This window comes from Rhodococcus sp. WWJCD1 (assembly GCF_002258735.1).
Classification (GTDB): Bacteria; Actinomycetota; Actinomycetes; order Mycobacteriales; family Mycobacteriaceae; genus Rhodococcoides.
Genome location: NZ_NOXY01000012.1, coordinates 224,103 through 247,066 on the forward strand (window position 1 = coordinate 224,103; position 22,964 = coordinate 247,066).

The window sequence follows — 22,964 nt, forward strand, 5'->3', positions numbered from 1 at the left end:
CATGTCGTCACCACTACCGAAGCTTCTCGTGCTCGCCGCGGCCGCCTTCATCTACGTCACGGCGGAAACCCTGCCCGTGGGCTTGCTCCCGGAGATATCCGGCGATCTCGGTGTCAGCGAAGCGGCCGTCGGGCTCCTGCTGACCTTCTACGCCTACGGCGTCGCTGTGATGACGATGCCGCTGATCAGGTTCGTGCGCGAGTGGCCACGTCGCCGAGTCGTCGTGATCACCGTTGCCGCGCTGGCACTCTCGCAACTGCTCTCCGCAGTGTCCGTCGGCTATCCGATGTTGGTGATATCGCGAATGCTCTGTGCCGCAACGCACGGCATATTCTGGGCCGTCGTTGCGCCCGTTGCGGCGTCACTGGCGCTGCCCGGCAAGCAGGGCAAGGCAATCGCCACCGTATACGCGGGCACGTCGTTAGCATTGGTTGCCGGCAATCCGCTCACCGCTGCCCTGGGTCAATGGCTCGGATGGCGCACCGCGGCAACAATTCTCGGAATAGTCGCGGCAGCCATCGCGGTGGCGCTGTATTTCGTACTTCCGCCCCTACCGGTCAGCCGAACTGTTTCGGACAAGAAAACGACACCGCGGGTTCTCGACGGCACCCTGGCGATTCTGTGTGGTGTGACGTTTCTGGCCGTCCTCGGTCATTTCGCCGCGTACACCTATTTCGCTCTGATCGTCGATCGGGCAATCGGTTCGGCCGGAACCACACTGACGCTGATGTTGATGCTGTACGGCCTGTTCGGAGTGGTCGGGATCTGGGTGATCGGCAGAACGTACGACCGTTGGCCCCGTCACTCCACCATCGCGGCCCTCGGTGCAGTTGCCGTCGCGGTGGCGATTCTGTGGTGCACGCTCAGTGGAGCACCGGGGAGCTTCGCCGTGTTCGCCGTCGTGGCCATCGCGTTGTGGGGGCTGGCATTCACCACGCTCCCGGTGTGCATTCAATCTGCGGTTGTGCGGGCGGCACCGGGCGACGCGGACAAGGCGTCGGCGATCTACGTGGTCGCGTTCCAACTGGCGATCGCCACAGGCGCCCTGGTGGGCGGTGTCGTCGTCGATGCCAGTGGCATCGTGGCCGTCACCGCTGCTGCAACGGTTCTGGTTGCTGGTGCCCTCGCGGTGGTTCTACTGGCGCGCAACACTTTCCCGCGAACCCACGCACAGGAGCCGGTGAGAGCTGCGGCACGCTGACCGTTGCGGTACCCCGCACGATAGGGTCAGCACGCGACGAACGAGGGAATCCGGTGCAATTCCGGAGCTGGCGCGCAACGGTGACGGGTGAGAGCTCGAAGTCCGAATGCTCGGACGTCGTGATTCAACCCCACCCGCGGCTCCGCGACACGAGCCCCAAGCAGGAAGCCCTTCGATGCGCACCACTCTCGCCGCATTCGGCGCTGTCTCCATCCTCCTCGTTTCTGCCTGTTCGACGGCACCGACGCCCGAAGCGTCCACCGACCCGACCGGCAGTTATCCGCTGACCATCGAGAATTGCGGCCGCGAGGTCGTCGTCGACACACCGCCGCAACGCGCAGTGTCGCTGAATCAGAGCTCGACGGAAATCCTCCTCTCCCTGGGACTCGCCGACCGCATGGTGGGCACTGCCACGTGGACGGACCCGGTTCGGTCCGATCTCGAACCGGACAACGCCAAGGTTCCGAGGCTGGCGGACAACAAGCCGTCACTCGAGGTCGTGCTGGACACCGAGCCCGATTTCGTGTCGGCGTCGTTCGGCGGGACCCTCGGTCCGGGGGGTGTGGCCGACCGAAGCCAGTTCGATCAACTCGGTGTACCGAACTACCTCTCACCGACCGACTGCAACGGAAAGACCGACGAGAGCGTCAATTCCGACGGTGCTCGCACTCAGCCGCTCGAGATCGAGACCGTCTATCAGGAGATCCGAGACCTGGCGGCGATCTTCGACGTGCGCGACCGCGGTGAGCGCTTTGTCAGCGAGCTGCAGGACCGCTTCGCGAAGGCTTCCGGTGCGGTCGACGCCTCGGGTACGACGTTGGCCTACTGGTTCGCCGACACCGATACCCCCTACATGGCGGGGTGCTGCGGGTCGTCGGGCATCATCACCAATTCTGTCGGCGCCGAGAACATCTACGCCGACACCACCGACGAATGGCCCCAGGTCAATTGGGAGAGTGTTCTCGACCGAAATCCGACCGCGCTCGTCCTCACGGATCTGAGCCGCCGCAGCATTGCCGGAGATGCCCTCGACAGCAAGATCGAGTTCCTCGAGTCGAATGCCGTCACGAGCCGCCTGACGGCCGTCGAGAACAAGCGCTACATCGTCGTCAACGGTGCCGATCTCAACCCGTCGATTCGTACTGTCGACGGAGTCGAGAAAGTGGCTGCTGCTCTGGAGAATTGGGGACTGAACACCCGATGATCCGAACCGATCGCGGGTTGTTGATCCCGCTTCTGCTCGGTGGTTGTGCGGTGTTGGTGCTGTCGATCGGGGTGGCCGTGACGATCGGCCCGGCGTCGGTGTCGGTATCCGATGTGTATCGAGTGATACTGGGGCACATCGGGATCGGGACGGCAGAGGTCAGTCGCATCGAGGACGGTATCGTCTGGGAGCTGCGGCTGCCCAGGACGTTGCTCGCCGCCGTGTGTGGTGCCGGGCTGGCGCTGTGCGGCGCAATCATGCAGTCGCTGCTGCGCAATCCCCTGGCCGACCCGTTCGTCTTGGGAATTTCGTCGGGAGCATCCACCGGCGCCGTCGTCGTAGCTGTGCTCGGAGTCGGCGGCGGCGCACTGTCGCTGTCGACCGGAGCGTTCGCGGGTGCGCTGCTGTCCTTCGTCCTGGTGATGCTGCTCGCCGTCGGAGCGGGCGGCGGGAACGACCGGGTCGTACTGGCGGGAGTGGCTGGTACGCAACTGTTCTCGGCCCTGACGTCGTTCATCGTCATCTCCTCGGCCGATGCCGAGCAAACCCGTGGGGTGCTGTTCTGGCTACTCGGCTCCCTGAGCGGTGCCGACTGGACGGACGTGGCACTGTGCGGTGCGGTCACGCTGTTGGGAATGACGGTGTGCCTGTTCAACACCTCTGCCCTCGACGCCTTCACGTTCGGGCACGACGCGGCCGCATCTCTCGGCGTTCCGGTGAAATGGGTGCGAATCCTGTTGCTGATCATCACTGCATTGATCACCGCTGCGCTCGTCAGCGCGGCAGGGGCAATCGGCTTCGTGGGGCTGGTCCTGCCGCATGCCGCCCGCTTTCTCGTCGGGGCGCGGCACCGCCGACTGCTGCCGACGACGGTGGTCATCGGCGCCATCTTCATGGTCTGGGTCGACACCATTGCCCGAACAGTGTTCGCACCCCAGGAAATTCCCGTGGGAGTGGTCACTGCACTGATCGGAGTGCCAGCCTTCGCCCTCATTCTGTTCCGGCTCAGGAGATCCCGATGACACTGCACGCCAGAGATATTCGCTGGACACGCAGCGGACACCCCATTCTCGACGGAATCAGCTTCGAGCCGGAGCCAGGGGAGACCATCGGTCTGATCGGCCCCAACGGATCGGGCAAGTCGTCCCTGCTACGAATCCTTGCGGGCATCGTCGCCCCCGACAGTGGCGACGTGCTGCTCGACGGAGACAGCCTTCGTACGTTGCGTCGACGGCGCGTCGCCCGGCGCGTGGCGATGGTCGACCAACACTCCGACACCGACGTCGACATCAGCGTCCGCGATGTCGTGCGTCTCGGGCGAATACCGCACCACGGAATCCTCGGCGGAGACGCGGCGGACGACGACATCGCAATAGCCCGAGCATTGACCGACACCGCCATGGCGTCGAAAGCCACCCGGCGCTGGCACACACTCTCCGGCGGCGAGCGCCAACGCGTCCAGATCGCGCGCGCCCTGGCTCAACAGCCCACCGAACTACTGCTCGACGAGCCGACCAATCACCTCGACATCCAACATCAACTCGACATCCTCACCCTCGTCGCCGGCCTACCTCTGAGCAGTTACATCGCCCTGCACGACCTCAACCTCGCCGCGATGTTCTGCGACCGCATCGTCGTCCTGAACAACGGCACCATCGTGGCGTCGGGAACCCCGGAAAACGTGATCACCGAGCACCTGGTCCGCACGGTATACAACGTGCACGCCAGCGTCACGAATGCCGACAACTATCCACAGGTGACCTATCGACGTCCCTGATTCCTCCCGCTACCGGGCCCCATGAGTCCACTCGATGTGCCATGGACCCCCGAAAGGGCCACCAAATGTCACATCGAGTGCAGGCGGAAATGGTGCACCGGAGGAATCGGCGGGCGATTTCAGAGTTGGCGGAGTTTCTTTTCGAATGCGTCTATGCGTGTGGTGTCCTCGAAGAAGTCTTCCTGCGAGACGATTTTCCCCCAGCTCGTACGGACCAGTAGCACCGTGCGGTTGCTGTAGAGCTCGGCACCTTCGGCTGTGTGGGCGTGGTCGTCGAAGCGCACGAGCAGGGTCATTCGCCAGGGTGCCCCGCCGCTGTAGATTTCGGTGATCTGCCCCTTGATGCCGGCGGCGACGAAGTCCTGGAAGAATTTTTCGATGGCCGGGCGGCCGCGGTGGGTACCAGACCAGCGGCTGTCACCGTCGGCGAATTTGAGTACCGCATCCCGGTGGAACGACGACAGCAGGGGTCGGTAGTCGCCGTTGTTGAGTGCCGCGATGTCTCGCTGCAGCTTGAGTGTCAGCGCTCGCATCACCAGGAGCTTGACTGCAAAGGCCGTAGAGACGCCGGCCAGAAATCTCAGTTGCATACCCATACGTTTGCCTACCGTTCACCGACGTGTCAATCGAGATGGCGGTACGTTCGTTCGATGATTCACCATGTGCAGGTCGCATGTCCGGCGGGCGGCGAGGACCGCGAGCGTGAGTTCTACGTGGGCGCTCTGGGCTGGCAGGAGATCGCGAAGCCGCCGCTGTTGGCTGTTCGCGGGGGCTGTTGGTTTCGTGTGCCTGGGGTGGGCGGTCCGGACGGTGAGGTCCATGTCGGCATCGAGGACGACTTCCGGCCGGCACGGAAGGCTCATCCGGCCTTCGTCGTCGATGTCGATGCGACTGCTACGGCGTTGTTGTCTGCCGGCTATCCGGTGGACTGGGCCGACTCGGACGAGATCCAGGGGCGAAGACGGTTCCATACCAGCGACGGGGTAGGCAATCGCATCGAATTCGTAGCAGCACAATAGATCACAGACCCACCGAGATGGCTCCGGTCAGTATCGCGAAGACGATGTACATCAGCGACGCGGCCAGAACCCACAGGAATGCGAAGCGCTGGAAGTCGCCCAATGACGCGCGGACCAGGCCGAGCAGAACCCACAACGGTGCCGACGCGGGCCCGATCGAGTGAGCCATCTGTCCGATCACTGCGGCGCGCGCCATCTCTTCGGGTGGGATGGCGTACTGCGCAGCCGATTCCGCGAGGACCGGCACGATCCCGAAGAAGTAGGCGTCGTTGGCCATGAAGAAGCTCAACGGTATGCCGATCAGTGCGGCGGCGGCAGGGATCATGCCCTCGGCACCGTCAGGAATCAGCGAGATCAGCGCGTCGGCCATGGCGGTGGTCATACCGGTCTCGGTGAGGATTCCTGTGAACACGCCGGCACCGAGGACCAATATGACGACGGGGACGGCGTTGGCAGCATGCGATCGGATCACGTCGCCCTGATCGGAGGGCTTGGGGTGATTCACGATCAGTACGATGATGAACCCGAGCATGAACAGCACCAGTAGGTCTGCAACTCCCAGTACCAGCAGTGCCAGCAGTGTGACCGTGAGTGCTGCGTTCACCCACGTTCGCCAGGTTGCCTTCGTCAGAAGTGTTCCCTCCGGGCCTCTTTCGTGCCTACCGGAAGACACGTGTGCGGTGGCTTCGGCAATGCGTTCCGGGGAAATCTTCTTTCGTGCACTGCGGCCCAACAGGTATGCGAGTCCGATGATCGCCGCAGACATCAGCAGCATGGCCGGCAGCATGTGCACGAAGTAGTCGGTGGCGTCGATCTGCAGCACACTGATCGCTCGGGTCGCTGCCCCACCCCACGGTGTGGTGCCGGATATCGTCCCGAGAGCCATCGTGGCGATTGTGGCAATCACCAGGGGGTTGATTCCGAGCTTGCGATAGATGGGGAGAAATGCGGAGCAAATGATCATGTACGACGTCGTGCCGTCACCGTCGAGTGCGACCAATAGTGCCAGAACCGCTGTGCCGACGCAGATTTTGACGGGGTCGCCGCCGGATAATCGGATGATGCCACGTGAGATGGGGTCGAAGAGTTTGGCGTCCATCATGATTCCGAAGTACAGAACGGCAAAGAGAAGAAGAATCGCTGTGGGGGCGACGGTTTCGATACCCTCCGCCACCATGTCGGGCAGCGCTGCGCCCTGACCGCTGATCAGCAGAACGGCGATGGGGATGGTGACGACGGCTACGAGCGCCGTCGCCCATTTCTTGATGACGACCAGCATGAAGGATGCAAGAGACAAGAATCCGAGTACTGCCAACATGATTCAGTTCTCCGAATCGAGATGCTCGATCACCGCGCGCGTGAAGTGCTCGGTGGTCGCGGTTCCGTGGAGGTCCGCGGTGCGCGTCTCGGGCCTGCCCACGCCTGCGTCGATGGCACGATGAATCGATCGTCCGGCTGCAGAGAGTCTTTCGTCGCCCCGCTGCTGACCGATCCAGTCCAGGAGCATGGCTGCAGAACCGATCAAGGATGCCGGGTTGGCGATTCCTCGCCCGGCGATATCGGGCGCCGATCCGTGCTGGGCTTGCGCAACGGCATGACTGTCGCCGACATTGAGCGACGCTGCCAGCCCCAAGCTGCCCGAGAGTTCGGTCGCCTCGTCGGACAGGATGTCCCCGAACATGTTGGTGGTGGCGATGACGTCGAACGACTCCGGTCGACGGATGAGCAATGCGGCGGCTGCGTCCACCAACAGCTCCTCGTAGTCGACGTCGGGAAAGTCCTGCCGGACGGCCCTGGCCGCCTCGAGGAAGAGCCCGTCGCTCAGCCTGAGAACGTTGGCCTTGTGTACCACTGTGACCTTCGATCGACGCGTCTGTGCAAGCTCGAAGGCGCGGCGAACGATCCGTTCGGAACCGTGTCGAGTCACTTTTCGGACGGCGAGGGCAAGGTCCTCTGTCGGCATGAATTCGCCTCCACCTGCGAACATGGTGCGATCGGCGTAGAAGCCCTCGGTGTTCTCTCGGGCGATCACGAGGTTGAAACTCTTGTTGAGCGGATTCGGCAGAGCCGAAACGGTCCTGGCCGGACGGATGTTGGCGTACAGGTCCAACTTTCGCCGCAGAATTCCCGACGGGTTGACGCCACCCTCCGAGGTCGGGGGATAGTCCAGATGGGACACCGGGCCCAGGACGACGCCGTCGGCTGCGCGTGCGAGGTCGACGATTGCGTCGGGCATCGTCGTCCCTGATGCGCGAAGTGCGTCGAATCCGATGGTGCCGTCGGTGAACGTAGCGCTGATGCCGTTGCGTGCGAGCGCGGCCTCGACGACCGAGACCGTCGAGACGCTGATCTCGGGACCGATGCCGTCCCCGGCGAGTATCACCAGGTCGACGGTGTTGGTAGCGGTGTCTGCGGAATGTCCGGATGTCACGATGTCTCCAGGTGTTCACGTCCGCACCGTTGCGGACTCGGTCATCGTTGTGACCTGTGGCATACCTTGCCGGGCCGCGAGCGTGAAGACCAGAGACTGTTTCTTACATCTGACTTAAGCCGAATTCATAGCTTGGAACAATGCGACCAAAACCGATCGCATGGCCTGTGCGGCGGGTGACGGCGTTCGTTGATCGAGCCGGCACAGCAGGATTCGACGCCTCGACAGGTCGTCCAGGGCGATGGAGTCGACGCCGTCGCGCAGATAGCGAGTGGTCATGGCGGGTGCCACGGTGAGTCCCAGCCCGGCGGCCACCATTGCCTGAGACTCCATGTAGTCGTTGGACTCGACCAGGACCCTCGGCTCGAAACCCGCTTTGCGACAGGATGATCGGAATATCGAGGTGATGGGGTGCTGCGATGCGCGGACGATCCACTGCTCGTCTGCGAGCGATTCGAGCAGAACCGGACCTCCGCGCGACCAACCCGCTGGAACGAGAAGGACCGTGGCGTCGTCGGCGATGACTTCGGTCTCGACGTCGTCGACCACCATCGGCAATTCCGGGTAGTCCCATGCCAAGGACAGATCTACTTCACGTCCCAGCAGCATGGCGTGCAGGTCGCGCAGTCGTGACGACCGTATGCCCAGTTCGATCCCCGGGTGCGCCGAGCGAAATGCGCCCATGACATCAGGCAGAAGAGATGCAGCGAAGGAAGGGAAGACGCCCAGGGTGACGTGGCCGCTGCGGGCGTCGAGCAGATCGTCGAGGTCGGCGCGCAGGGCAGACAGTTGCGTGTCGATCGCGGACGCTCTCCCGGCTACGAGCCGACCAGCCTCGGTGAGGCGCACTCCGCGCGCGTGTCGCTCGAGGACGGGGGTTCCGACAACGGCTTCGAGCCTCTTGACCTGCTGCGACACCGCTGAAGGGGTGAACATGAGCCGTTCGGCAGCGGCCGTCATCGACCCACTGCGGTCGATTTCCACCAGCAACTTGAGAAGGGACAGTTCCACATCCATCTGTCGAGACTAGGCGGTGTCTGCGACGATGGAGCACGTGACGACAGGAGGAGACAACGTGGACCCGGTAGCGGCGTTCTGGCGCGACGCAGACGACGCCGACCCCGTCCGGATGCGAGTCGAGATGGAGCACTTGTTCTCGGCCACAGCGTATTCGGATGCTCGAGTGCTGTTCGAGCGTGCATCGCTCGCAGACTTCTTGGGCGACGAAGCGGGTGCGGTCCCGTTGTACGAAGCCTCCCTGTCAGCTGGTCTCGACGGCGACCGGGAGAATGAAGCCCGGATCCAATTAGCGAGCTCATTGCGCAACGTGGGGCGATTGCACGAAGCGCTTCAGGTGCTGCGAGATTTCGAGTTCTCGAACGAATACATCTCTGCACGTGACGCATTCGTGGCGCTGACCCTCTGGGATCTCGGGGATGCGGCGCAGGCGCTACGAAGTGCACTTCAGGCCGCAAACCCGGCGACGGGGAAATATCGTCGAGCAATCGGGGCATACGCGGCCGAGTTGTCCACACGACCTGAGGGGAATCAATGACCGACAGCGCATTCGATCCACACGATCTTCTCGAGCAGAGCCGAATCGGCGTGCTGGCCACCATCAAGTCCAGCGGACTTCCGCAGCTGTCGCCGGTGACGCCGTTCTACGATCGCGCCGCCGACACCATCCGGATCTCGGTGACCGAAGGACGAGCGAAGACGGCCAACTTGCGCCGAGATCCACGTGCCGCTCTCGAAGTGACCAACGCCGACGGCACGGCATGGGCAACGGCGGAAGGAACTGTCACCCTCACCGGCCCGGGTACGTCACCGAACAGCCCCGAAATCGACGCTCTGGTCGACTACTACCGCGCCGCGGCCGGCGAGCATCCCGACTGGAACGAATACCGAGCAGTCATGGTCGCCGACCGACGAGTGTTGGTGACGATCTCCGTGACCCACGTCTACGGGCAGTCCCTCACCTGACCGCCCTCGAGTCCACTGGATGTGACATCGACCGTCGAAAAGGCCACCGAAGGTGACATCGACCGTCGAAAAGGCCACCGAAGGTGACATCGAGTGCACCCCACCGCACCGCTCAGGTGACCTGATACACGTCCAGCTCCACGGAGTTCGGCAATCGCTGGCCGGATCCGATAAACAGTCGTTCGTTCATCCATCCGAGGCGGCTCGCGGCGGTGGACAGGCGTGGTTGGCTTCGGAAGTAGATGCGCTCGGGGGGCACATATTCACCGCGGACAAGTGCATCGATGTCCTCTTCGGCACCACTTCGCATGCCGATGTTGTGTACGGCGATTCGTTCGCCCGCATCGGTCTCGAGCGCGTATCGGGCGTCCAGTTCTGTGAGTGTGGGGGTGCGGAGAATCTGGTGATCCGCTCCGCCGGGCAGGACTCGGCCGCGCAGTCGAGGGCCCTCGACAGTACCGCCGAGGATCGGCACGAGGCGACGGTGACCGTCGACCACCTCGCCCACGTCGATCGGTTCGCCCACGGTGACCGACAGATGTGCGACGAAGATCAGCTCGGGGCCCACGTCAGTTCGTTCGGTCGGCGAATCCGTCGGGCAGATCGCTGGGCGCGACCGAGACGATCGTCTCGTCGTCGATGCCGACGTGCTCGAACAGAGTGATTCGGGCGAATTCGGGGACCACGTAAATGGGGTAGGTCGGTCCGGCATCACGGTAGGCGCGCATCTCGTCAAGATGATCATTCTGGTACAGAACGGTTTTCGTACCGTCCAGCTCGATCCACTGAGGGAAGAAGATCGTGCCGTGCAGACGACGCTTACCGGGTATGACGTTGACGACGACGGATGTTCCCGTGGGTTCGTTCCAGGAGATCTTGTAGACATCGTCGTCGAGTTGGACGAGATCGACCTCCTGGTTCTTGACCCATCGTCCGCCGACCATGCCGGTGTGGATGCGGTAGTCGATGGTGGTCGCGTTCTTGACGTACATCTCGTACTGCCAGTTGTTCGCATAGGTGTAGATGAAGCGGTGTCCGACTATGCCGCTGAGGTCTTGAGCCGGAACAGGGTTGTGGACGGTGGTGTCTGCGCTCATGAAGCCATTTTGTCACAAAACTATGTTTGCGGCAAAACTAATTGTGGGACCATCGAACGATGCACTCCACCGCGATCGAACTCGGTCGACAACTGGGACCGCTGCGACGGTCGCTGCTTCGTGCGACGCGAGAAGCTGCCCAACTACCCGACATCCCCGATTCGCACATCGAGGTCATGAGAGCCCTCGCCGCTGAGCCGTATATGAGCCCGGGGAGCCTCGCCGCACACCTGAACCTGGCTCGATCCACCGTGAGCAATTTGATCAAGGCAATGGTTGACGCCGAACTCGTCGAAAGATCCGTCTCGTCGGATGACCTGCGCGGAGCGGCCCTCACGGCGTCACCGAAAGCAGTGCACCTCTTGGCCGAATACGACGCGGTCAGCTCTCAGGTGCTCTCCGAGGCGCTCGACGAACTGACCCCGGACGGCCGTCGAGCACTGTCTGCGGCAACTTCAGCCCTGGCCGACCTGACGACGATCTTGGCTCGCCGGTCTTCTTGATTTCAACGGCCGGGATCGTGCAGTCCACTCGATGTGCCATTGACCCCTAGAAAGGCCACCGAATGTCACATCGAGTGCCGAGGGAAGGGGGTGTGCGAGAAGAACGGACGCAATGGCTAGTGGCTTCGTCGAATCGGGATCCACAGTTCTCCCGCACCCGAGGACCAGTCGGGGGAGTTTTCGGTGACCGTGAGAATTTCCGGTCCAGGGATTGCTTCGTAGGGGTTGGAGGGGAACGATTCGCCGAAGGCGTCGGCCCAGAGTTGTTGGAGGGCGGGGGCGAGTGCGGTATCGCTGCGTGTTTCGAATACCGCCCAGGTCGATGCGGGGACGGCGAGGGTGTTCCATTCGGGTGGTGCGGGCGATGTGGTGGCGACGGCGAAGTAGTAGTCGAAGAGGCTGCCGTCCTCGCGGTGGGGTTCGAAGCCGTCGCTGACGAACAGGATCTGGGGGAGTTCGGGCAGGTCGGCGAGTTCACACAGTCGGTCGCCGGTTCCCGGGGCCAGGCTTCGGTGGAATTCGGTCATTGCGGTGTTCTCGCCGCTGAACCGAAGTGGGATTCGGGTGCTTTTGCCGACGATGTGGAATGGCGGCAGGTCGGTGATGCGGTATCGCATGGTGCTTCGTCCTTCGATGGTCAGGTGGAATGCCACTGCTTGTCGGGAACGAAGGATGGTTCCGGGTCGGCGTGCCTGAGACGGTGTGACGCCGTGCAGATCTCGGAAGGCGCGGGTGAATGCATCTGCCGAGTAACCGTATTTGGTCGCAACGTCGAGTACGCCCTGTCCGTCGAGGATCTCCGCTGCTGCCAATGTCATTCGGCGTTGTCGGATGTACAGCGACAGCGGGATCCCGGCGAGAGCCGAGAACACGCGCCGGAAGTGGTATTCCGATGTCAGCGCGATGCGGGCGAGCTCGGTCGTTTCGATCTCGTGGTCGAGATTGTCCTCGATGTAGTCGAGTGCTGCGTTCCATCGTTCGAGCATGTGCCGCCAGACCTTCCCTCGTTCTGAGGGAAACGATAGGGAAAAACGGGAGCGCACACCCGACTTTCTGTGCCCGGCACAGTCGGATTCAGATGGTGTGCAGGTGCCGCTGCGATCGCTGCGTGCGCAGACGCCCGAGTTCGTCCAACGCAGAACGGGATTGCGCGTCTGCCGGACGGTAGACGATGAGCCGCAGGTCCGGGTCGCCGAGTGGGGTGAGGACATCGAATGTCACGGTGATCTGCCCGACAAGTGGATGCCGCATCGGTTTGTCACCTCGGTTCCGCACGGACACTTCCCGGGACTGCCAGTAGCGGGAGAATTCCGTGCTCCCTCGTTCGAGCTCCTCGATCAACGCTGCCAACTTCGCGTCGTGTGAGTGGTTCACCCAGGCAGCGCGAAGGTCGGCCACTGCACCCCGAACGACATCATCACGAGCCTCGTAGAATCCATCGAATCGGGTGTCCAGGAAACACATTCGAAGAACGTTGCGGTCCACGACGGGTCGTCGGTCGATGTCGAGCAGCAATGCGGCCATCATGTCGTTCGTGGCCAGGATGTCGAGCCGGTGATCGAGCACCATCGCCGGCAACGGGGCGACGTCGTCGATCAGCTGCTGAATGCCGTCGGGCACCTCGTGGGCGGAGGCCCGCTCCGGTGCGCGATGGCCGGCGAGCGAGAACAGGTAGCCGGTCTGATCGGGAGACAGTCTGAGCGCATTCGACAGGGACTGAACCACCTGGGCGGATGGCCGAACGTCCCGCGCCTGTTCGAGCCGAACGAGGTAGTCCACGCTCACTCCAGCCAACGCAGCGACCTCCTCACGCCGCAAACCGGGTGTCCGGGAGGCACCTATCCGTGGTGGTAGACCGACATCCGACGGATTGAGCGCCTCACGCCTGGCACGCAGAAATGCTGCCAGTTCGTTTCGACCCAACCGAGTACTCACCCGATCCACGGTATGCCACTTCGGTGCGATCAGCCTGGTATCGCCCTTCCCAGGATGATCTTGTCCTTCCCGTTTCCCGACGGGGCAAGGACGGTGAGTAGGACCGCACACGAAGGAGACATGATCGATGACACGCATGGACGAGTACAGATTGCTGGGCCGCTCCGGTCTTCGAGTATCACCACTCTCGCTGGGAGCGATGACATTCGGAGCCGCCTGGGGCTGGGGTGCAGACGAGGGTGACTCGAGAAGAATATTCGACGTCTACCTCGATGCCGGCGGAAATATGGTCGACACCGCCAATATCTACACCGACGGCCAGTCCGAGCAGTACCTGGGGCGATTTCTCCGGGGCCGCCGTGATTCGGTCGTCGTCGCCACGAAATATGCCGCGACGCGTGATCCGTCGGATCCGAATGCGGGTGGGGGCAGTAGAAAGAGTCTGCGCGGGTCCGTCGAAGCAAGCCTGCGGAATCTCGGCACCGACTACATAGACCTGCTGTACCTGCACGCCTGGGACGGCATGACGCCCGGTGACGAGATCATCGCCTCGCTCGGTGAGCTGGTCCGTTCGGGAAAGGTTCTGTACATCGGCATTTCGGATACACCGGCATGGGAAGTCGCGCGCATGCAGACCACAGCGGAGCTACGCGGTTGGCCGCCGTTTGCGGCACTCCAGGTGGAGTACAGCTTGATCGAACGGACGACCGAGCGGGAATTGCTGCCGATGGCAGCGAGTCTGGGCATCGGCGTCGTTCCGTGGGCCCCACTGGGCGGTGGGGTGCTGACGGGGAAATACACTGCCGCAGACCTTGTGGCGGTCGGTTCCGCGAGTCCAGCAGGGACTCGTCGCGATCACGCGAAGGCCAACGGAACGTTGACCGTGCGTGGGCTCGAGATTGCGGATACCGTCGTCGACGTCGCGAACGAACTCGGAGTCACCGCTGCCCAGGTGGCGTTGGCATGGACCCTTCGGCATCCGTCGGTCGTCAGTTCGCTGATCGGGGCGCGGACGTTGGAACAGTTGCAGCAGAACATCTCTGCTCTCGATGTCGTATTCGACCGATCGCAACTCGACCAACTGCATGCAGTCAGCGCTGTCGATCCCGGGTTTCCCCACGAATTTCTGATGCGCCCGATGGTGCGTGGCGTCACGACCGGCCGCACCACCGTTCGTCCCCGGCCTGTCAGGACGTGGTGAGTCAGGGCACCGGATTACGCCGGTAGGTGAGGGGATCTCCATCGTCGACGAGTGCGAACCCGGCCCGCTCGAGAACGCGACGAGATGCTCCGTTCTCCCGATACACCTGCGCTGCCAACGGTAGACCGGACGCATGCTCCTGCGCGTGAACGAGAAGCTTGCCTGCGTAGCCGAGACCCCAATGGTCCGGATGTACCCAATAGCCGACCTCCAGGTGGTCGGATCGACGAATGGTGCTGAGCAACCCAACACGCGCCGGCTCCTCGGTAGTCCCGATGAACCACTTCTGCACGTCCGGCTCGTGGCTGCCCGTCGCGTTCAGTGCCAGCGCAAGTCGATGGTCGAAATACTCTCTACTCCATGGGTTTCCGTCGCCAACCCATCGAACTACCTCGACGTCCGACGCCATGGAGAACAGAAACTCGGCGTCGGACCGAACAGCCGGACGCAGCAGAACTGCCGTCACAACTCTTTGACCTGCGAGGTCCTGTCGCCGCCTGCATCGCCGGTATTGACGGTGCCCGATCGCTCGAACAGCAGAGCCGACACCTCTTCGGCTGCCATGGGGCAGTGCTCGAAGCCTGCCGGGACAACAAATACATCACCGGGCCCGAGTACAACGTCGCGGTCACGCAGTTGGATGGTGAGTTCTCCGCTGTGGACGAAGAACATCTCGTCGGTGTCCGGGTGCGTGTGCCAGACGAATTCGCCGAGAAGTTTGACCACCTTGACGTCGTAGTCGTTGATGCTGACGAGTCGGTGCGGTTGCCAGGGCTTGTCGATCTTGCTCAGGGCGTCGTCGACGTTGCGCTTGTGGTTGCCGGTACTGCCGCTGTCGATGCTCATGGGCTGCCTTCGTTGTCCGTCGAGTCGACTCGGTGAAACTCTACTCGGTTCGTGGCCGCCGGCCCGGCGCAATCGCTGCGACACTGTTCGCTTGTCGGACATCTTCGGATAGGACTACCACGCTCCGACTCATATACGTTGTAGCGCAACAGGTTTGCGTCCAGATCGGTCAGTGTCCGATCTGGCGATAGCAGCGCCAGTCGGACGGTCGAGAACCGGTGAAGGGCAGTACGATGCTCATGACCTGCAGACGGTATCGGCACGACTCGTCGTCCGCCATTGATTTTCGCTAGGAGCGCTGCCACATGAATCTCGCCGACTACGACGTGCTGAGCTTCGACTGTTACGGGACGTTGATCGACTGGGAAGCCGGCATTCTCGAGGTGCTCAGAGCGTGGGCGCAGGAGGCCGGCTCGGAGCTGTCGGACGACGAGTTGCTCACGGCCTATGGCCCCAACGAAGCTGGGGCGCAGCGAGATTCTCCCGCCGCCCTCTATCCCCGAATTCTCGCCGAGGCCTTCGTGAGGACCGGTGACACACTGGGGATTTCTGTCTCGGCCGACTGGGCGGACAAGCTCGGAGCATCCGTCCCGGATTGGCCGGCTTTCGCGGACTCGGCCGACGCGCTGGCGTCGCTCGCCCAGCGGTACAAGCTGGTCATACTGTCCAACGTTCACCGCGACGGTTTTGCGGGTAGCAACCGCCGTCTCGGCGTTCAGTTCGACGCCATCGTCACGGCCGAGGATGTCGGGGCGTACAAGCCTGCCGACAACCACTTCGACGCAATCGATGGAGTTCTCGATCGCCTGGGCGTGCCCCGGTCGCGTCTACTGCACGTTGCGCAAAGTCTGTTCCACGATCACGTACCGGCGAAACGTCATGGCCTCGCGTCGGTGTGGATCGATCGGCGGCACGATCGCCCCGGATGGGGTGCGACGCCGGAACCGTCCGAGGAATACAGCTTCGACATGAGGTTCCCGAGTATGGCCGCATTCGCAACAGCTGCCCGAGAGGCGCACCCGGATGCGTAAGTTGTTCACGCTGATCGGTTTTTCGGTCGGTCTCGTCGGTGCGGTCGGCTATCTGTTGTGGGAGCCCCAGCCGCAGCGGGTGAACTACGCATTCGTCGGCGACGAGCAGTACCAGGGTGCGCCCGATTGGATGCTCCTGGTCTTCGGCCTGCCTGTTCTCGGCGGACTTCTGGGACTGGCGATTGCGGTATCGGTCGGCTGCATTCGACGCAGCTGATCTCACCAATGCCAGGCGTCGCCCCCGACGTTCTGGATTGTTCTCTGCAACACCTGAATTGCGGTGACGAACTCGTCCTGACCGATGCCCTGCATACGTTCGTCCTGCAGCATCTGCTGAACGTTCGCCCCACGTCGGAATTGTTCCTTGCCGTCCGGGGTGAATGTCACGCGTGAATTGGACTCCGTGATCCAGCCCTTCGCACGTGCGGAGTCGAGTGCCTCGACGATTGCCTCCGGGGTATCGTTGTGGCCGATCTTCTCGATCGTCGCTTCCCTGTCGGCCCCTGTGGGGTGCAGCGAGATCTGATGCAGGAGCCACCATTCGGGTTGGGTGATACCGATGTCGTGGAGGGCGCCGCGGGTACGTGCTCGGATGGCCTCGCCGGCGCGGGCGGTCCAGAATCCGATCGGCTGTCGCTCGGGCGGCTGCATCGGTCGTGGTTGTCGGTGTGCTTGTGAGTTCATGAAAACGACAGTAGAACCTCAACCACGCTTCAGGTCAACAGGACAGATGCCACAAGAGCTGTACCCACCAAGACTGCGCTGGCGGCTGGTGGCCCGATCGGTCCGAGTGCCGAGCTGTAGACCACTCCGCCGAGAGCAGGCCCGGCGGCAGCACCGATGTTCAAGCTCGCTGTTGCGAACGAGCCCGCCATCGTCGGCGCACCGACCGCGTTGCGCATCACTCGGCTCACCAGTGTGCTGCCGAGGGCGAACGACAGCCCTCCCTGCACGAAGCTGAAGAACAGCACAGTAGCCGGACACTGCGACGCAAACGCGAACAGACACCAACCGACGAGAAGCGCTGTGCCACCGAACGACACGACTCTCCTCGCGTGCCGGTCACCGCACCTGCCTGCGGTCCAGACTCCACCCAGAGCGCCGAGCCCGAACAACGCAAGCACTACCGGCACCATCGCTGTCTGCAATTCCGCTCGTTCCGTGACGACGGGAGCCAAGTAGGTGAACGAACAGAAGGTGGCACCGTTGACGAGAACGCAGAGAACGAGGACCCGGAGCACTGAGCGTCGTTGCAGGACAGCCAATTCGGTGGTCAGCCAACCCATGGCTCGCACGTCCTGGGTGGCGGGTGCAGTCAAGGCCACGGCGACGAGCGCAGGAACCGACAGCAACGCCACAGCCCACAGTGCCCCACGCCAACCCAGAAGTGTTCCTACGAGTGTGCCCAACGGAACGCCGACAACGAGGGCGAGAGTGGTGCCGGCAAGGATCGTGGCGACGGCGCGAGAGAGGCGATCGGGTGTGACCAACGCCGAGACCATTGCCAAGGTGAGTGCCAGGAAACCGGCGTTGGCGAATGCGGCCACTACCCGCGAGACGAACAGGAGTGCGTAGCTGTTGGTCGATGCGCCGAGTACGTGCATCGCGATGAAGGTCGCCAGGAATGAGCACAGGGCCAGGCGCGGTGGACACTGCCGTGTCGCTACGGCCATGACCGGTGCCCCGACAATCATGCCGATGGCGAATGCCGAGGTCAGCAATCCAGCGCGGGGGACCGTTGTGTGGAGATCGGTGGCGATGTCGGTCAGCAGTCCGGCCAGCATGAACTCTGACGTTCCCTGCGCGAAAACAGCTGTGGACAGCAAGAATACGAGCGGTGGCATGGAAGGTTCTCCGAATGTGAGACGGGTCCAGGACAAATGGACCGGCACACGGGTGCTCACCGAACGTGTCGTGATCGAGTGCTTCGGTTTGTCGAGCTACCGGGGTGCCGGTAGCTCGAATCTGGATGCCTCGGGTGAACTCACGGCCTCACGGTAGCGCGCCCTCGTGCTCGATGCCACCGAGTTTCCGTCGTGGGTAGAGTCCCGATCGTGGACAGGCCATCCGGTAAAGCGCTCGTCGCGGTGCTTGCCGCCGTCGGCGCGGCGGTCGGAGCTTCGGCGGCGGTCGTATGGCATGTCGCTGTCGCCGGGCCGTCCGACGGTGCGCCAGGTATCGGTGTTCAGTACATCCGCCCGAGCTGGTTTCCCGTCACCTTCTATCTCGTCGGTGCCGGACTGGCAATCGGCTTGGTGGCGGCGTCGTTCCTCGTCGACACGGGTCTGCGTCTCGTCCAGGATCGCCAGCGCAGTCGCATCGATTTGTTCGCGTTGTTGGTCGTGATCGGTGCGACGCTCGGAGCCGGCAGTGCACTCGCCTGGACGCATTGGCCGCCGCAACCAACCGAAGCGGCGTCGAATTGGTCGTGGGAGCATCCGTTCAGCATCGAGATCAACTCGCCTCCTGCAGCTGACTTCGGCTGGACGTCAATCGGTAGTTCAGTTTCGGACACCTACGTGGCCGAAACGTATGAGACAGACGCAGTGTTTGTGCCGTATCTCGGTGATGAAGAGGTCCCGTCGACCTTCACCCCCACCATCGGCGATCCGTGGTTGGTGTTTCCGGTCGGCGGCGTTTTCGTTGCAGCGTTGGCGGCACTCACTCTGTCGCTGCGAGACTTCCGGCTGACCGTGGTGTCGCGCTCGGACCCCGACGCTGTGTAGCGAGGCCGGAACTATTCGTCGGTGCGCAGTTCGTCGACCAATGAGAAGAGGCGTTCCAGGTAGTCGCTGTGAAAGACCTCCGTCGCGCGGATCTTGGCATCTCCGTCGAGGCCGAATTGTAGGTTGACGAGCTCGACCCCGATGGCGACGCGTCGAGCATCGAGTTGTTCGAGTTCGGCGGCGAGAGCATCGACCTTGGCCACCGGAGACAGTTCGTCGGTCATATCGGAATCGTAGAGGTCAGCCGACAGCGGCGAGGAATTCGCTGTAGAACAACCCGAGCCCCAATGCCGATGCGATCGCGGCGAAGAGCCAGAACCGGATGATGACCGTCGTCTCCGCCCAGCCGCCCAACTCGAAGTGGTGGTGAATCGGCGCTATTCGGAACGGCCGCTTGCCGGTGCTCTTGAACGAGGCGACCTGAATGACAACCGACGCAGCTTCGGCTACGAACAGAGCTCCGAAGACGACGGCGATCAGCTCGGTTTTGCTCACGATCGACAGGCCTGCGAGCAGTCCACCGAGGGCGAGCGAACCGGTGTCGCCCATGAAGATCTTGGCCGGGGCGGCGTTCCACCACAGGAAGCCGATACAGGCACCTGCAGCGGCGGCGCAGACGACGGCGAGGTCGAGTGGATCGCGCACCTGGTAGCACCCGGCAACGGAGTTGGTCGCGCACGACTGCCGGTACTGCCAGAACGTCATCACGGTGTACGCGCCGAGGACGAGGGTCATCGATCCTGCCGCCAAACCGTCGAGCCCGTCGGTGAGGTTGACCGCGTTGGACCACGCGACGATGAGGAATACACAGAACAGCACAAAAACGATCGGGGCCATCGTGAAGAACGTCGATTGGCGCACCAGCGAGAGTTCGACGTTGCCCGGCGTCAGCCCGTTCCCATTGCGGAACTGCAGCGCCAGTACTGCGAAGATCACCGCTGCACTGATCTGCCCGACGTACTTGCCGGTTGCCTTGAGGCCGAGGCTTCGTTTCATGCGGACCTTGATGTAGTCGTCGAGAAAACCGACGACGCCGAGAGCAGTCGTGAGACCGAGGATCAACAGGGCAGACGCCGACGGGCCGTCGCCGCCCATCGCCACGAGGTGGGAGCCGAGATAGCCGGCCCACAGACCGACGATGATCGCGACGCCGCCCATCGTCGGCGTCCCTCGCTTGGCTTGGTGACTTGCCGGGCCCTCGACGCGAATCTCCTGGCCGAAGCCCTGTCGGGTGAACAGCGCGATGAGAAACGGCGTCAACAGAATCGAGACCGCCAACGCGATACCACCGGCAACAAGAATGTTGATCATGCGTTGGAGCCCACTCTTCCTCTGTGCTGCTGTTCCCCGCCCGGTACTACCGAGCACCGCGGGATACTGTGCCAAACGAACCGGCAAAAGTCCCAATGCGTGACGAAGGCGTTACTCACAGTTGATACGAACTCGGTGGCATTCCCACCAGTTCGGTGAACTCACGGGTGAAGTGCGCCTGGTCGAACCAGCCGTATCGCGCCGCGAGGTCTGCCAGGGGACCTGAGTAGCCGTTGTCGAGCTCACTGAGAGCATCGTGGATGCGATAGCGGCCGAGAACCCACTTGGGCGTCGCTCCGACATAACGCTCGAACAGTCGCTGGAGTCGCCGAGTGCCTATCCCGCACCGCTCTTCCACCTGGGCGACACGAATCAGCGTCCGATCGCCCAGCATGGTCCCGATGATGGCCAGAACGACCTCGAACTCCGGCTCGACGTCCGGTGCATAGGGCGCGAGAACCGCATCGACGACGGTTCGGCAGTGGTCGGCATCCAGATGTCCGCCCAGTTCCGCCAATGCGTCGACGGTGTCGGCTCGGAACGGAGTGGGCGGGGCCACCTGGACGTCGCGCAGGCTTCGAGCCACCGTTCCCGTGAAGGCCGCGTAGCCGCCCGGCCGGAACTTGACGCCGAAGACCCAACCGGATTCGGCGAGCACGACGTCGAAGCGGCGTGTGAGCACTCCCGTCACCACCACCGGGTCGACGACGCCTTCTCTGGTCCAGCCGTGTTCGACGCTGAGCGTGCAGGCCGGGTGCGGGAGCGTCGAACTGCAGTACGAGGTGCCGGGTGGCAGATTCCACTGAAGCTGCCAGTAATTCTCGACCCACGGTTCCAACGCCGCCGCACACGGCAGCCGTACCAGGTCGACGTACTGTGCCAGCTGATCCGGCCGCAGGACGCCGGACTGGGTGGCTGTCGCGTTTTTCCTATCCGGCACGGGCGTCAGTGTAGGAGTCTGGTCCGACATTCGTTGTGAAGGAGGATCACCATGACCGAGATACCCGTGGCCACGCTGAAGATGGTCACCCTGGACTGCGCAGACCCTGCGGCCAGCGCGAGATTCTGGTCGTCGTTGTTGGGCTGGAGCGTCGTACATTCGGAGCAGGAGTACGCGATGCTGCAGGGTCCGAGCAGTGCGCTCGGATTCGGTCGCGTCGACGACTATCAGCCACCGCCGTGGCCGAATGCCAATGGCAGCAAGCAGTTTCACTTCGATCTTGCCGTCGAAAATCTCGACGCCGCGGCGGCGGCCGCCGTGAAACTCGGGGCGACGCTGCCCGACGACCAGCCGGGTGAGACCTGGCGCGTACTGCTCGACCCGGCAGGGCATCCCTTCTGCCTGACAAAAGCCGCGAACTGGGGCTGACGCGGCTAGCCTTGTCGTCGTGAAACCACGTCTGGCAGGAATCGAAATAGTCGTCGCCGATATGGCTGCCGCACTGGCGTTCTATCGCGTTCTGGGACTGGATATTCCGGCCGACGCCGATGCCGAGCAACATGTCGAGGTAGATCTCGGCGGCGTTCGGTTGTTGTTCGACCTGCCCTCCACGATCACCTCCTTCGACCCGACGTGGACGCCGCCCAGCGGCGGTCATCGCGTAGCGCTCGCCTTCGATTGCGGTTCCGCCGCCGGAGTGGACGCGGCGTGGGCAGCGGTGACCGAGGCGGGGTACACCGGCCACCTGCAGCCGTGGGATGCGTTCTGGGGGCAGCGTTATGCCGTCGTGCACGATCCCGACGGCACCACCGTCGATCTGTACGCGAACGTCTGAGTTGTCAGCTCGCCGGAGCGATGATCTGAATCAGGTTTCCACAGGTGTCGTCGAACACCGCAGTGATCACCGGGCCCATCTCGGTGGGCTGCTGAGTGAACCGAACGCCGAGGCCGATGAGCCGATCGTATTCTGCTGCAACACTGTCCACCGCGAACTGCGTGAACGGGATGCCGTCTGCGAAGAGTGCATCCTTGAACGGTGCGGTTGCAGGATGACCGCTGGGCTCGAGCAGCAACTCGGTGCCTTCCGGATCCTGCGGTGAGACGACCGTGAGCCAACGATCGGGGCCACCCATGGCTACATCGTGTTTGACGACGAAGCCCAGTACCTCGGTGTAGAACGTCAGCGCCTTGCTCTGATCGTCGACGAAGACGCTGGTGATGTTGATTCTCATGCCGGTCCCTCACCTCTCGGCCCGCCGGCCAGTTCGACAGCGACGTCGAGGTGGCCGAGATGACGGGCGTATTCCTGGAGTACATGGAAGCAGATCCAGATCAGAGTCGGCCTCTCATCGGTGAATCGCCCACCGAGCGTGGCCAATTCGTCCATCCGGTGTGTGCTCAGTACTTCCTCGGTGAGACTGGCACCGACCTCGAGCCTGGTCAGCAGGGTCTCGGCGTCCACATCGGCCGGCACATGCCATGAGCCGTCCTTCTCGTCACCCCACGGCGCGTCGACTGCCCTGCCGAGAAATCCCCAGACGAACCAGCGCTGCTCCATGTGCACCAGATGGGTCAGCATCTGCAGCGGGGTCCACTCCGAGGGAACGGCTGTGGTGGTCAGGGAATCGCCGCTCAGGGCAGTGATTCGCCGAATCAACTCGCTGCGATAGAAGCGTAGGTACTCGCGAAACAGGTCGGCGGGATCGGACAGGGCGGAACTCGGTTCGGGAAACGTCGTCAGCTTGGCCATGGTGTTATT

Annotated in this window: 31 protein-coding genes and 1 riboswitch; of the genes, 14 read left to right on the forward strand and 17 right to left on the reverse strand. The window is 63.0% G+C overall.

The annotated features are described in order from the left end of the window. Nucleotide 1 precedes the first annotated feature (1 nt). The 4 genes from CH286_RS08685 to CH286_RS08700 all read left to right on the forward strand — a co-directional run bounded on the left by CH286_RS08685 (nt 2) and on the right by CH286_RS08700 (nt 4,182). The gene (locus CH286_RS08685; protein ID WP_032401637.1) at nt 2-1,201 is read left to right on the forward strand and encodes an MFS transporter; all 1,200 of its coding nucleotides are present in this window, start codon (nt 2-4) and stop codon (nt 1,199-1,201) included. Between the two features lie 44 nt (nt 1,202-1,245). Beyond that, nucleotides 1,246-1,371, forward strand: a riboswitch (cobalamin riboswitch). 5 nt (nt 1,372-1,376) lie between these two features. Next, nucleotides 1,377-2,405 (forward strand): ABC transporter substrate-binding protein, encoded by a 1,029-nt coding sequence (locus CH286_RS08690; RefSeq protein WP_032401636.1) that lies wholly within the window; start codon nt 1,377-1,379, stop codon nt 2,403-2,405. Next, complete coding sequence (locus CH286_RS08695; protein ID WP_032401635.1) at nt 2,402-3,427, forward strand: FecCD family ABC transporter permease; 1,026 nt, start codon at nt 2,402-2,404, stop codon at nt 3,425-3,427. Before CH286_RS08690 ends, CH286_RS08695 begins: the two co-directional genes overlap by 4 nt. Next, the gene (locus CH286_RS08700) at nt 3,424-4,182 is read left to right on the forward strand and encodes an ABC transporter ATP-binding protein (RefSeq protein WP_032378793.1); all 759 of its coding nucleotides are present in this window, start codon (nt 3,424-3,426) and stop codon (nt 4,180-4,182) included. The genes CH286_RS08695 and CH286_RS08700 overlap by 4 nt, the downstream gene beginning before the upstream one ends. Before the next feature lie 119 nt (nt 4,183-4,301). Here CH286_RS08700 and CH286_RS08705 read toward each other — a convergent pair whose 3' ends face one another. Next, nucleotides 4,302-4,772, reverse strand: coding sequence for a nuclear transport factor 2 family protein (locus CH286_RS08705; protein WP_176458185.1), 471 nt, complete (start codon nt 4,770-4,772; stop codon nt 4,302-4,304). 60 nt (nt 4,773-4,832) lie between these two features. Between CH286_RS08705 and CH286_RS08710 the strand changes: the two genes are divergently transcribed. After that, nucleotides 4,833-5,201 (forward strand): glyoxalase, encoded by a 369-nt coding sequence (locus CH286_RS08710; RefSeq protein WP_032401633.1) that lies wholly within the window; start codon nt 4,833-4,835, stop codon nt 5,199-5,201. A 1-nt stretch (nt 5,202) separates the two neighbouring features. Here the strand turns inward: CH286_RS08710 and CH286_RS08715 are convergent, their stop codons facing one another. From CH286_RS08715 to CH286_RS08725, 3 genes are all read right to left on the reverse strand, one after another. Next, nucleotides 5,203-6,519 (reverse strand): CitMHS family transporter, encoded by a 1,317-nt coding sequence (locus CH286_RS08715; protein ID WP_094608949.1) that lies wholly within the window; start codon nt 6,517-6,519, stop codon nt 5,203-5,205. 3 nt (nt 6,520-6,522) lie between these two features. After that, nucleotides 6,523-7,632 carry an isocitrate/isopropylmalate dehydrogenase family protein gene (locus tag CH286_RS08720; RefSeq protein ID WP_094608950.1) on the reverse strand — a complete coding sequence of 370 codons (1,110 nt, stop codon included), beginning with the start codon at nt 7,630-7,632 and terminating at the stop codon, nt 6,523-6,525. A gap of 114 nt (nt 7,633-7,746) precedes the next feature. Continuing rightward, on the reverse strand, nt 7,747-8,649 hold the full coding sequence (locus CH286_RS08725) for a LysR family transcriptional regulator (protein WP_094608951.1): 903 nt from the start codon (nt 8,647-8,649) through the stop codon (nt 7,747-7,749). A gap of 37 nt (nt 8,650-8,686) precedes the next feature. On the opposite strand from CH286_RS08725, the gene CH286_RS08730 reads away from it, so the two are divergent. Then, nucleotides 8,687-9,187 carry a tetratricopeptide repeat protein gene (locus CH286_RS08730; protein WP_207309274.1) on the forward strand — a complete coding sequence of 167 codons (501 nt, stop codon included), beginning with the start codon at nt 8,687-8,689 and terminating at the stop codon, nt 9,185-9,187. Next, nucleotides 9,184-9,615 (forward strand): PPOX class F420-dependent oxidoreductase, encoded by a 432-nt coding sequence (locus CH286_RS08735; RefSeq protein WP_037152194.1) that lies wholly within the window; start codon nt 9,184-9,186, stop codon nt 9,613-9,615. The genes CH286_RS08730 and CH286_RS08735 overlap by 4 nt, the downstream gene beginning before the upstream one ends. 112 nt (nt 9,616-9,727) lie before the next feature. Here CH286_RS08735 and CH286_RS08740 read toward each other — a convergent pair whose 3' ends face one another. Continuing rightward, nucleotides 9,728-10,183, reverse strand: a complete 456-nt coding sequence (locus CH286_RS08740; RefSeq protein WP_094608952.1) for a DUF3237 domain-containing protein — start codon at nt 10,181-10,183, stop codon at nt 9,728-9,730. Nucleotide 10,184: 1 nt separating this feature from the next. Further along, on the reverse strand, nt 10,185-10,712 hold the full coding sequence (locus CH286_RS08745; RefSeq protein ID WP_094608953.1) for a phenolic acid decarboxylase: 528 nt from the start codon (nt 10,710-10,712) through the stop codon (nt 10,185-10,187). 59 nt (nt 10,713-10,771) lie between these two features. Here CH286_RS08745 and CH286_RS08750 point away from each other — a divergent pair, with 59 nt between their 5' ends. After that, nucleotides 10,772-11,215 (forward strand): MarR family winged helix-turn-helix transcriptional regulator, encoded by a 444-nt coding sequence (locus tag CH286_RS08750; RefSeq protein ID WP_094608954.1) that lies wholly within the window; start codon nt 10,772-10,774, stop codon nt 11,213-11,215. 116 nt (nt 11,216-11,331) lie between these two features. Here the strand turns inward: CH286_RS08750 and CH286_RS08755 are convergent, their stop codons facing one another. After that, nucleotides 11,332-12,201 (reverse strand): AraC family transcriptional regulator, encoded by an 870-nt coding sequence (locus CH286_RS08755; protein ID WP_094608955.1) that lies wholly within the window; start codon nt 12,199-12,201, stop codon nt 11,332-11,334. 88 nt (nt 12,202-12,289) lie between these two features. Then, entirely contained in the window at nt 12,290-13,150 is an 861-nt protein-coding gene (locus CH286_RS08760) for a helix-turn-helix transcriptional regulator (protein ID WP_217902912.1), read from the reverse strand. A gap of 127 nt (nt 13,151-13,277) precedes the next feature. On the opposite strand from CH286_RS08760, the gene CH286_RS08765 reads away from it, so the two are divergent. Further along, nucleotides 13,278-14,351, forward strand: a complete 1,074-nt coding sequence (locus CH286_RS08765) for an aldo/keto reductase (protein WP_094608956.1) — start codon at nt 13,278-13,280, stop codon at nt 14,349-14,351. Between the two features lies 1 nt (nt 14,352). Here CH286_RS08765 and CH286_RS08770 read toward each other — a convergent pair whose 3' ends face one another. Further along, complete coding sequence (locus tag CH286_RS08770) at nt 14,353-14,817, reverse strand: GNAT family N-acetyltransferase (RefSeq protein ID WP_037152207.1); 465 nt, start codon at nt 14,815-14,817, stop codon at nt 14,353-14,355. Next, nucleotides 14,814-15,197 carry a cupin domain-containing protein gene (locus CH286_RS08775; protein WP_094608958.1) on the reverse strand — a complete coding sequence of 128 codons (384 nt, stop codon included), beginning with the start codon at nt 15,195-15,197 and terminating at the stop codon, nt 14,814-14,816. The genes CH286_RS08770 and CH286_RS08775 overlap by 4 nt, the downstream gene beginning before the upstream one ends. 305 nt (nt 15,198-15,502) lie before the next feature. Here CH286_RS08775 and CH286_RS08780 point away from each other — a divergent pair, with 305 nt between their 5' ends. Continuing rightward, nucleotides 15,503-16,228 (forward strand): haloacid dehalogenase type II, encoded by a 726-nt coding sequence (locus CH286_RS08780; RefSeq protein ID WP_037152210.1) that lies wholly within the window; start codon nt 15,503-15,505, stop codon nt 16,226-16,228. Continuing rightward, nucleotides 16,221-16,445 (forward strand): hypothetical protein, encoded by a 225-nt coding sequence (locus CH286_RS08785; RefSeq protein WP_094608959.1) that lies wholly within the window; start codon nt 16,221-16,223, stop codon nt 16,443-16,445. The genes CH286_RS08780 and CH286_RS08785 overlap by 8 nt, the downstream gene beginning before the upstream one ends. 2 nt (nt 16,446-16,447) lie before the next feature. On the opposite strand, the gene CH286_RS08790 is transcribed toward CH286_RS08785, so the two are convergent. Then, on the reverse strand, nt 16,448-16,912 hold the full coding sequence (locus CH286_RS08790; protein ID WP_037152215.1) for a MarR family winged helix-turn-helix transcriptional regulator: 465 nt from the start codon (nt 16,910-16,912) through the stop codon (nt 16,448-16,450). Nucleotides 16,913-16,941: 29 nt separating this feature from the next. Then, a complete protein-coding gene (locus CH286_RS08795; protein ID WP_094608960.1) occupies nt 16,942-18,072 on the reverse strand; it encodes a Cmx/CmrA family chloramphenicol efflux MFS transporter in 1,131 nt (376 codons plus the stop codon). A 210-nt stretch (nt 18,073-18,282) separates the two neighbouring features. On the opposite strand from CH286_RS08795, the gene CH286_RS08800 reads away from it, so the two are divergent. Beyond that, entirely contained in the window at nt 18,283-18,954 is a 672-nt protein-coding gene (locus CH286_RS08800; RefSeq protein WP_141215817.1) for a hypothetical protein, read from the forward strand. A gap of 11 nt (nt 18,955-18,965) precedes the next feature. Here CH286_RS08800 and CH286_RS08805 read toward each other — a convergent pair whose 3' ends face one another. The 3 genes from CH286_RS08805 to CH286_RS08815 form a co-directional block, all read right to left on the reverse strand. Then, nucleotides 18,966-19,178, reverse strand: a complete 213-nt coding sequence (locus CH286_RS08805; RefSeq protein WP_032378810.1) for a hypothetical protein — start codon at nt 19,176-19,178, stop codon at nt 18,966-18,968. A gap of 16 nt (nt 19,179-19,194) precedes the next feature. Next, entirely contained in the window at nt 19,195-20,265 is a 1,071-nt protein-coding gene (mraY, locus tag CH286_RS08810) for a phospho-N-acetylmuramoyl-pentapeptide-transferase (RefSeq protein ID WP_032379473.1), read from the reverse strand. A 115-nt stretch (nt 20,266-20,380) separates the two neighbouring features. Beyond that, entirely contained in the window at nt 20,381-21,205 is an 825-nt protein-coding gene (locus CH286_RS08815; protein WP_255182614.1) for a helix-turn-helix transcriptional regulator, read from the reverse strand. A gap of 51 nt (nt 21,206-21,256) precedes the next feature. On the opposite strand from CH286_RS08815, the gene CH286_RS08820 reads away from it, so the two are divergent. Then, the gene (locus CH286_RS08820) at nt 21,257-21,634 is read left to right on the forward strand and encodes a VOC family protein (protein WP_094608962.1); all 378 of its coding nucleotides are present in this window, start codon (nt 21,257-21,259) and stop codon (nt 21,632-21,634) included. 19 nt (nt 21,635-21,653) lie between these two features. Further along, nucleotides 21,654-22,040 carry a VOC family protein gene (locus CH286_RS08825; protein ID WP_032401617.1) on the forward strand — a complete coding sequence of 129 codons (387 nt, stop codon included), beginning with the start codon at nt 21,654-21,656 and terminating at the stop codon, nt 22,038-22,040. Nucleotides 22,041-22,044: 4 nt separating this feature from the next. On the opposite strand, the gene CH286_RS08830 is transcribed toward CH286_RS08825, so the two are convergent. Both CH286_RS08830 and CH286_RS08835 read right to left on the reverse strand, forming a co-directional pair. Next, nucleotides 22,045-22,437, reverse strand: a complete 393-nt coding sequence (locus CH286_RS08830) for a VOC family protein (RefSeq protein WP_032401616.1) — start codon at nt 22,435-22,437, stop codon at nt 22,045-22,047. Next, nucleotides 22,434-22,955: a mycothiol transferase gene (locus tag CH286_RS08835; RefSeq protein ID WP_094608963.1), complete on the reverse strand. Its 522-nt coding sequence runs from the start codon at nt 22,953-22,955 to the stop codon at nt 22,434-22,436. Before CH286_RS08835 ends, CH286_RS08830 begins: the two co-directional genes overlap by 4 nt. Between the last annotated feature and the right edge of the window lie 9 nt (nt 22,956-22,964).

Coding starts and splice junctions, on each gene's coding strand:
- CH286_RS08685 (WP_032401637.1), top strand. CDS start 2: ATGTCGTCACCACTACCGAAGCTTCTCGTGCTCGCCGCGGCCGCCTTC.
- CH286_RS08690 (WP_032401636.1), top strand. CDS start 1,377: ATGCGCACCACTCTCGCCGCATTCGGCGCTGTCTCCATCCTCCTCGTT.
- CH286_RS08695 (WP_032401635.1), top strand. CDS start 2,402: ATGATCCGAACCGATCGCGGGTTGTTGATCCCGCTTCTGCTCGGTGGT.
- CH286_RS08700 (WP_032378793.1), top strand. CDS start 3,424: ATGACACTGCACGCCAGAGATATTCGCTGGACACGCAGCGGACACCCC.
- CH286_RS08705 (WP_176458185.1), bottom strand. CDS start 4,772: ATGCAACTGAGATTTCTGGCCGGCGTCTCTACGGCCTTTGCAGTCAAG.
- CH286_RS08710 (WP_032401633.1), top strand. CDS start 4,833: ATGATTCACCATGTGCAGGTCGCATGTCCGGCGGGCGGCGAGGACCGC.
- CH286_RS08715 (WP_094608949.1), bottom strand. CDS start 6,519: ATGTTGGCAGTACTCGGATTCTTGTCTCTTGCATCCTTCATGCTGGTC.
- CH286_RS08725 (WP_094608951.1), bottom strand. CDS start 8,649: ATGGATGTGGAACTGTCCCTTCTCAAGTTGCTGGTGGAAATCGACCGC.
- CH286_RS08735 (WP_037152194.1), top strand. CDS start 9,184: ATGACCGACAGCGCATTCGATCCACACGATCTTCTCGAGCAGAGCCGA.
- CH286_RS08745 (WP_094608953.1), bottom strand. CDS start 10,712: ATGAGCGCAGACACCACCGTCCACAACCCTGTTCCGGCTCAAGACCTC.
- CH286_RS08750 (WP_094608954.1), top strand. CDS start 10,772: ATGCACTCCACCGCGATCGAACTCGGTCGACAACTGGGACCGCTGCGA.
- CH286_RS08755 (WP_094608955.1), bottom strand. CDS start 12,201: ATGCTCGAACGATGGAACGCAGCACTCGACTACATCGAGGACAATCTC.
- CH286_RS08765 (WP_094608956.1), top strand. CDS start 13,278: ATGACACGCATGGACGAGTACAGATTGCTGGGCCGCTCCGGTCTTCGA.
- CH286_RS08775 (WP_094608958.1), bottom strand. CDS start 15,197: ATGAGCATCGACAGCGGCAGTACCGGCAACCACAAGCGCAACGTCGAC.
- CH286_RS08780 (WP_037152210.1), top strand. CDS start 15,503: ATGAATCTCGCCGACTACGACGTGCTGAGCTTCGACTGTTACGGGACG.
- CH286_RS08785 (WP_094608959.1), top strand. CDS start 16,221: ATGCGTAAGTTGTTCACGCTGATCGGTTTTTCGGTCGGTCTCGTCGGT.
- CH286_RS08790 (WP_037152215.1), bottom strand. CDS start 16,912: ATGAACTCACAAGCACACCGACAACCACGACCGATGCAGCCGCCCGAG.
- CH286_RS08795 (WP_094608960.1), bottom strand. CDS start 18,072: ATGCCACCGCTCGTATTCTTGCTGTCCACAGCTGTTTTCGCGCAGGGA.
- CH286_RS08805 (WP_032378810.1), bottom strand. CDS start 19,178: ATGACCGACGAACTGTCTCCGGTGGCCAAGGTCGATGCTCTCGCCGCC.
- mraY (WP_032379473.1), bottom strand. CDS start 20,265: ATGATCAACATTCTTGTTGCCGGTGGTATCGCGTTGGCGGTCTCGATT.
- CH286_RS08820 (WP_094608962.1), top strand. CDS start 21,257: ATGACCGAGATACCCGTGGCCACGCTGAAGATGGTCACCCTGGACTGC.
- CH286_RS08830 (WP_032401616.1), bottom strand. CDS start 22,437: ATGAGAATCAACATCACCAGCGTCTTCGTCGACGATCAGAGCAAGGCG.
- CH286_RS08835 (WP_094608963.1), bottom strand. CDS start 22,955: ATGGCCAAGCTGACGACGTTTCCCGAACCGAGTTCCGCCCTGTCCGAT.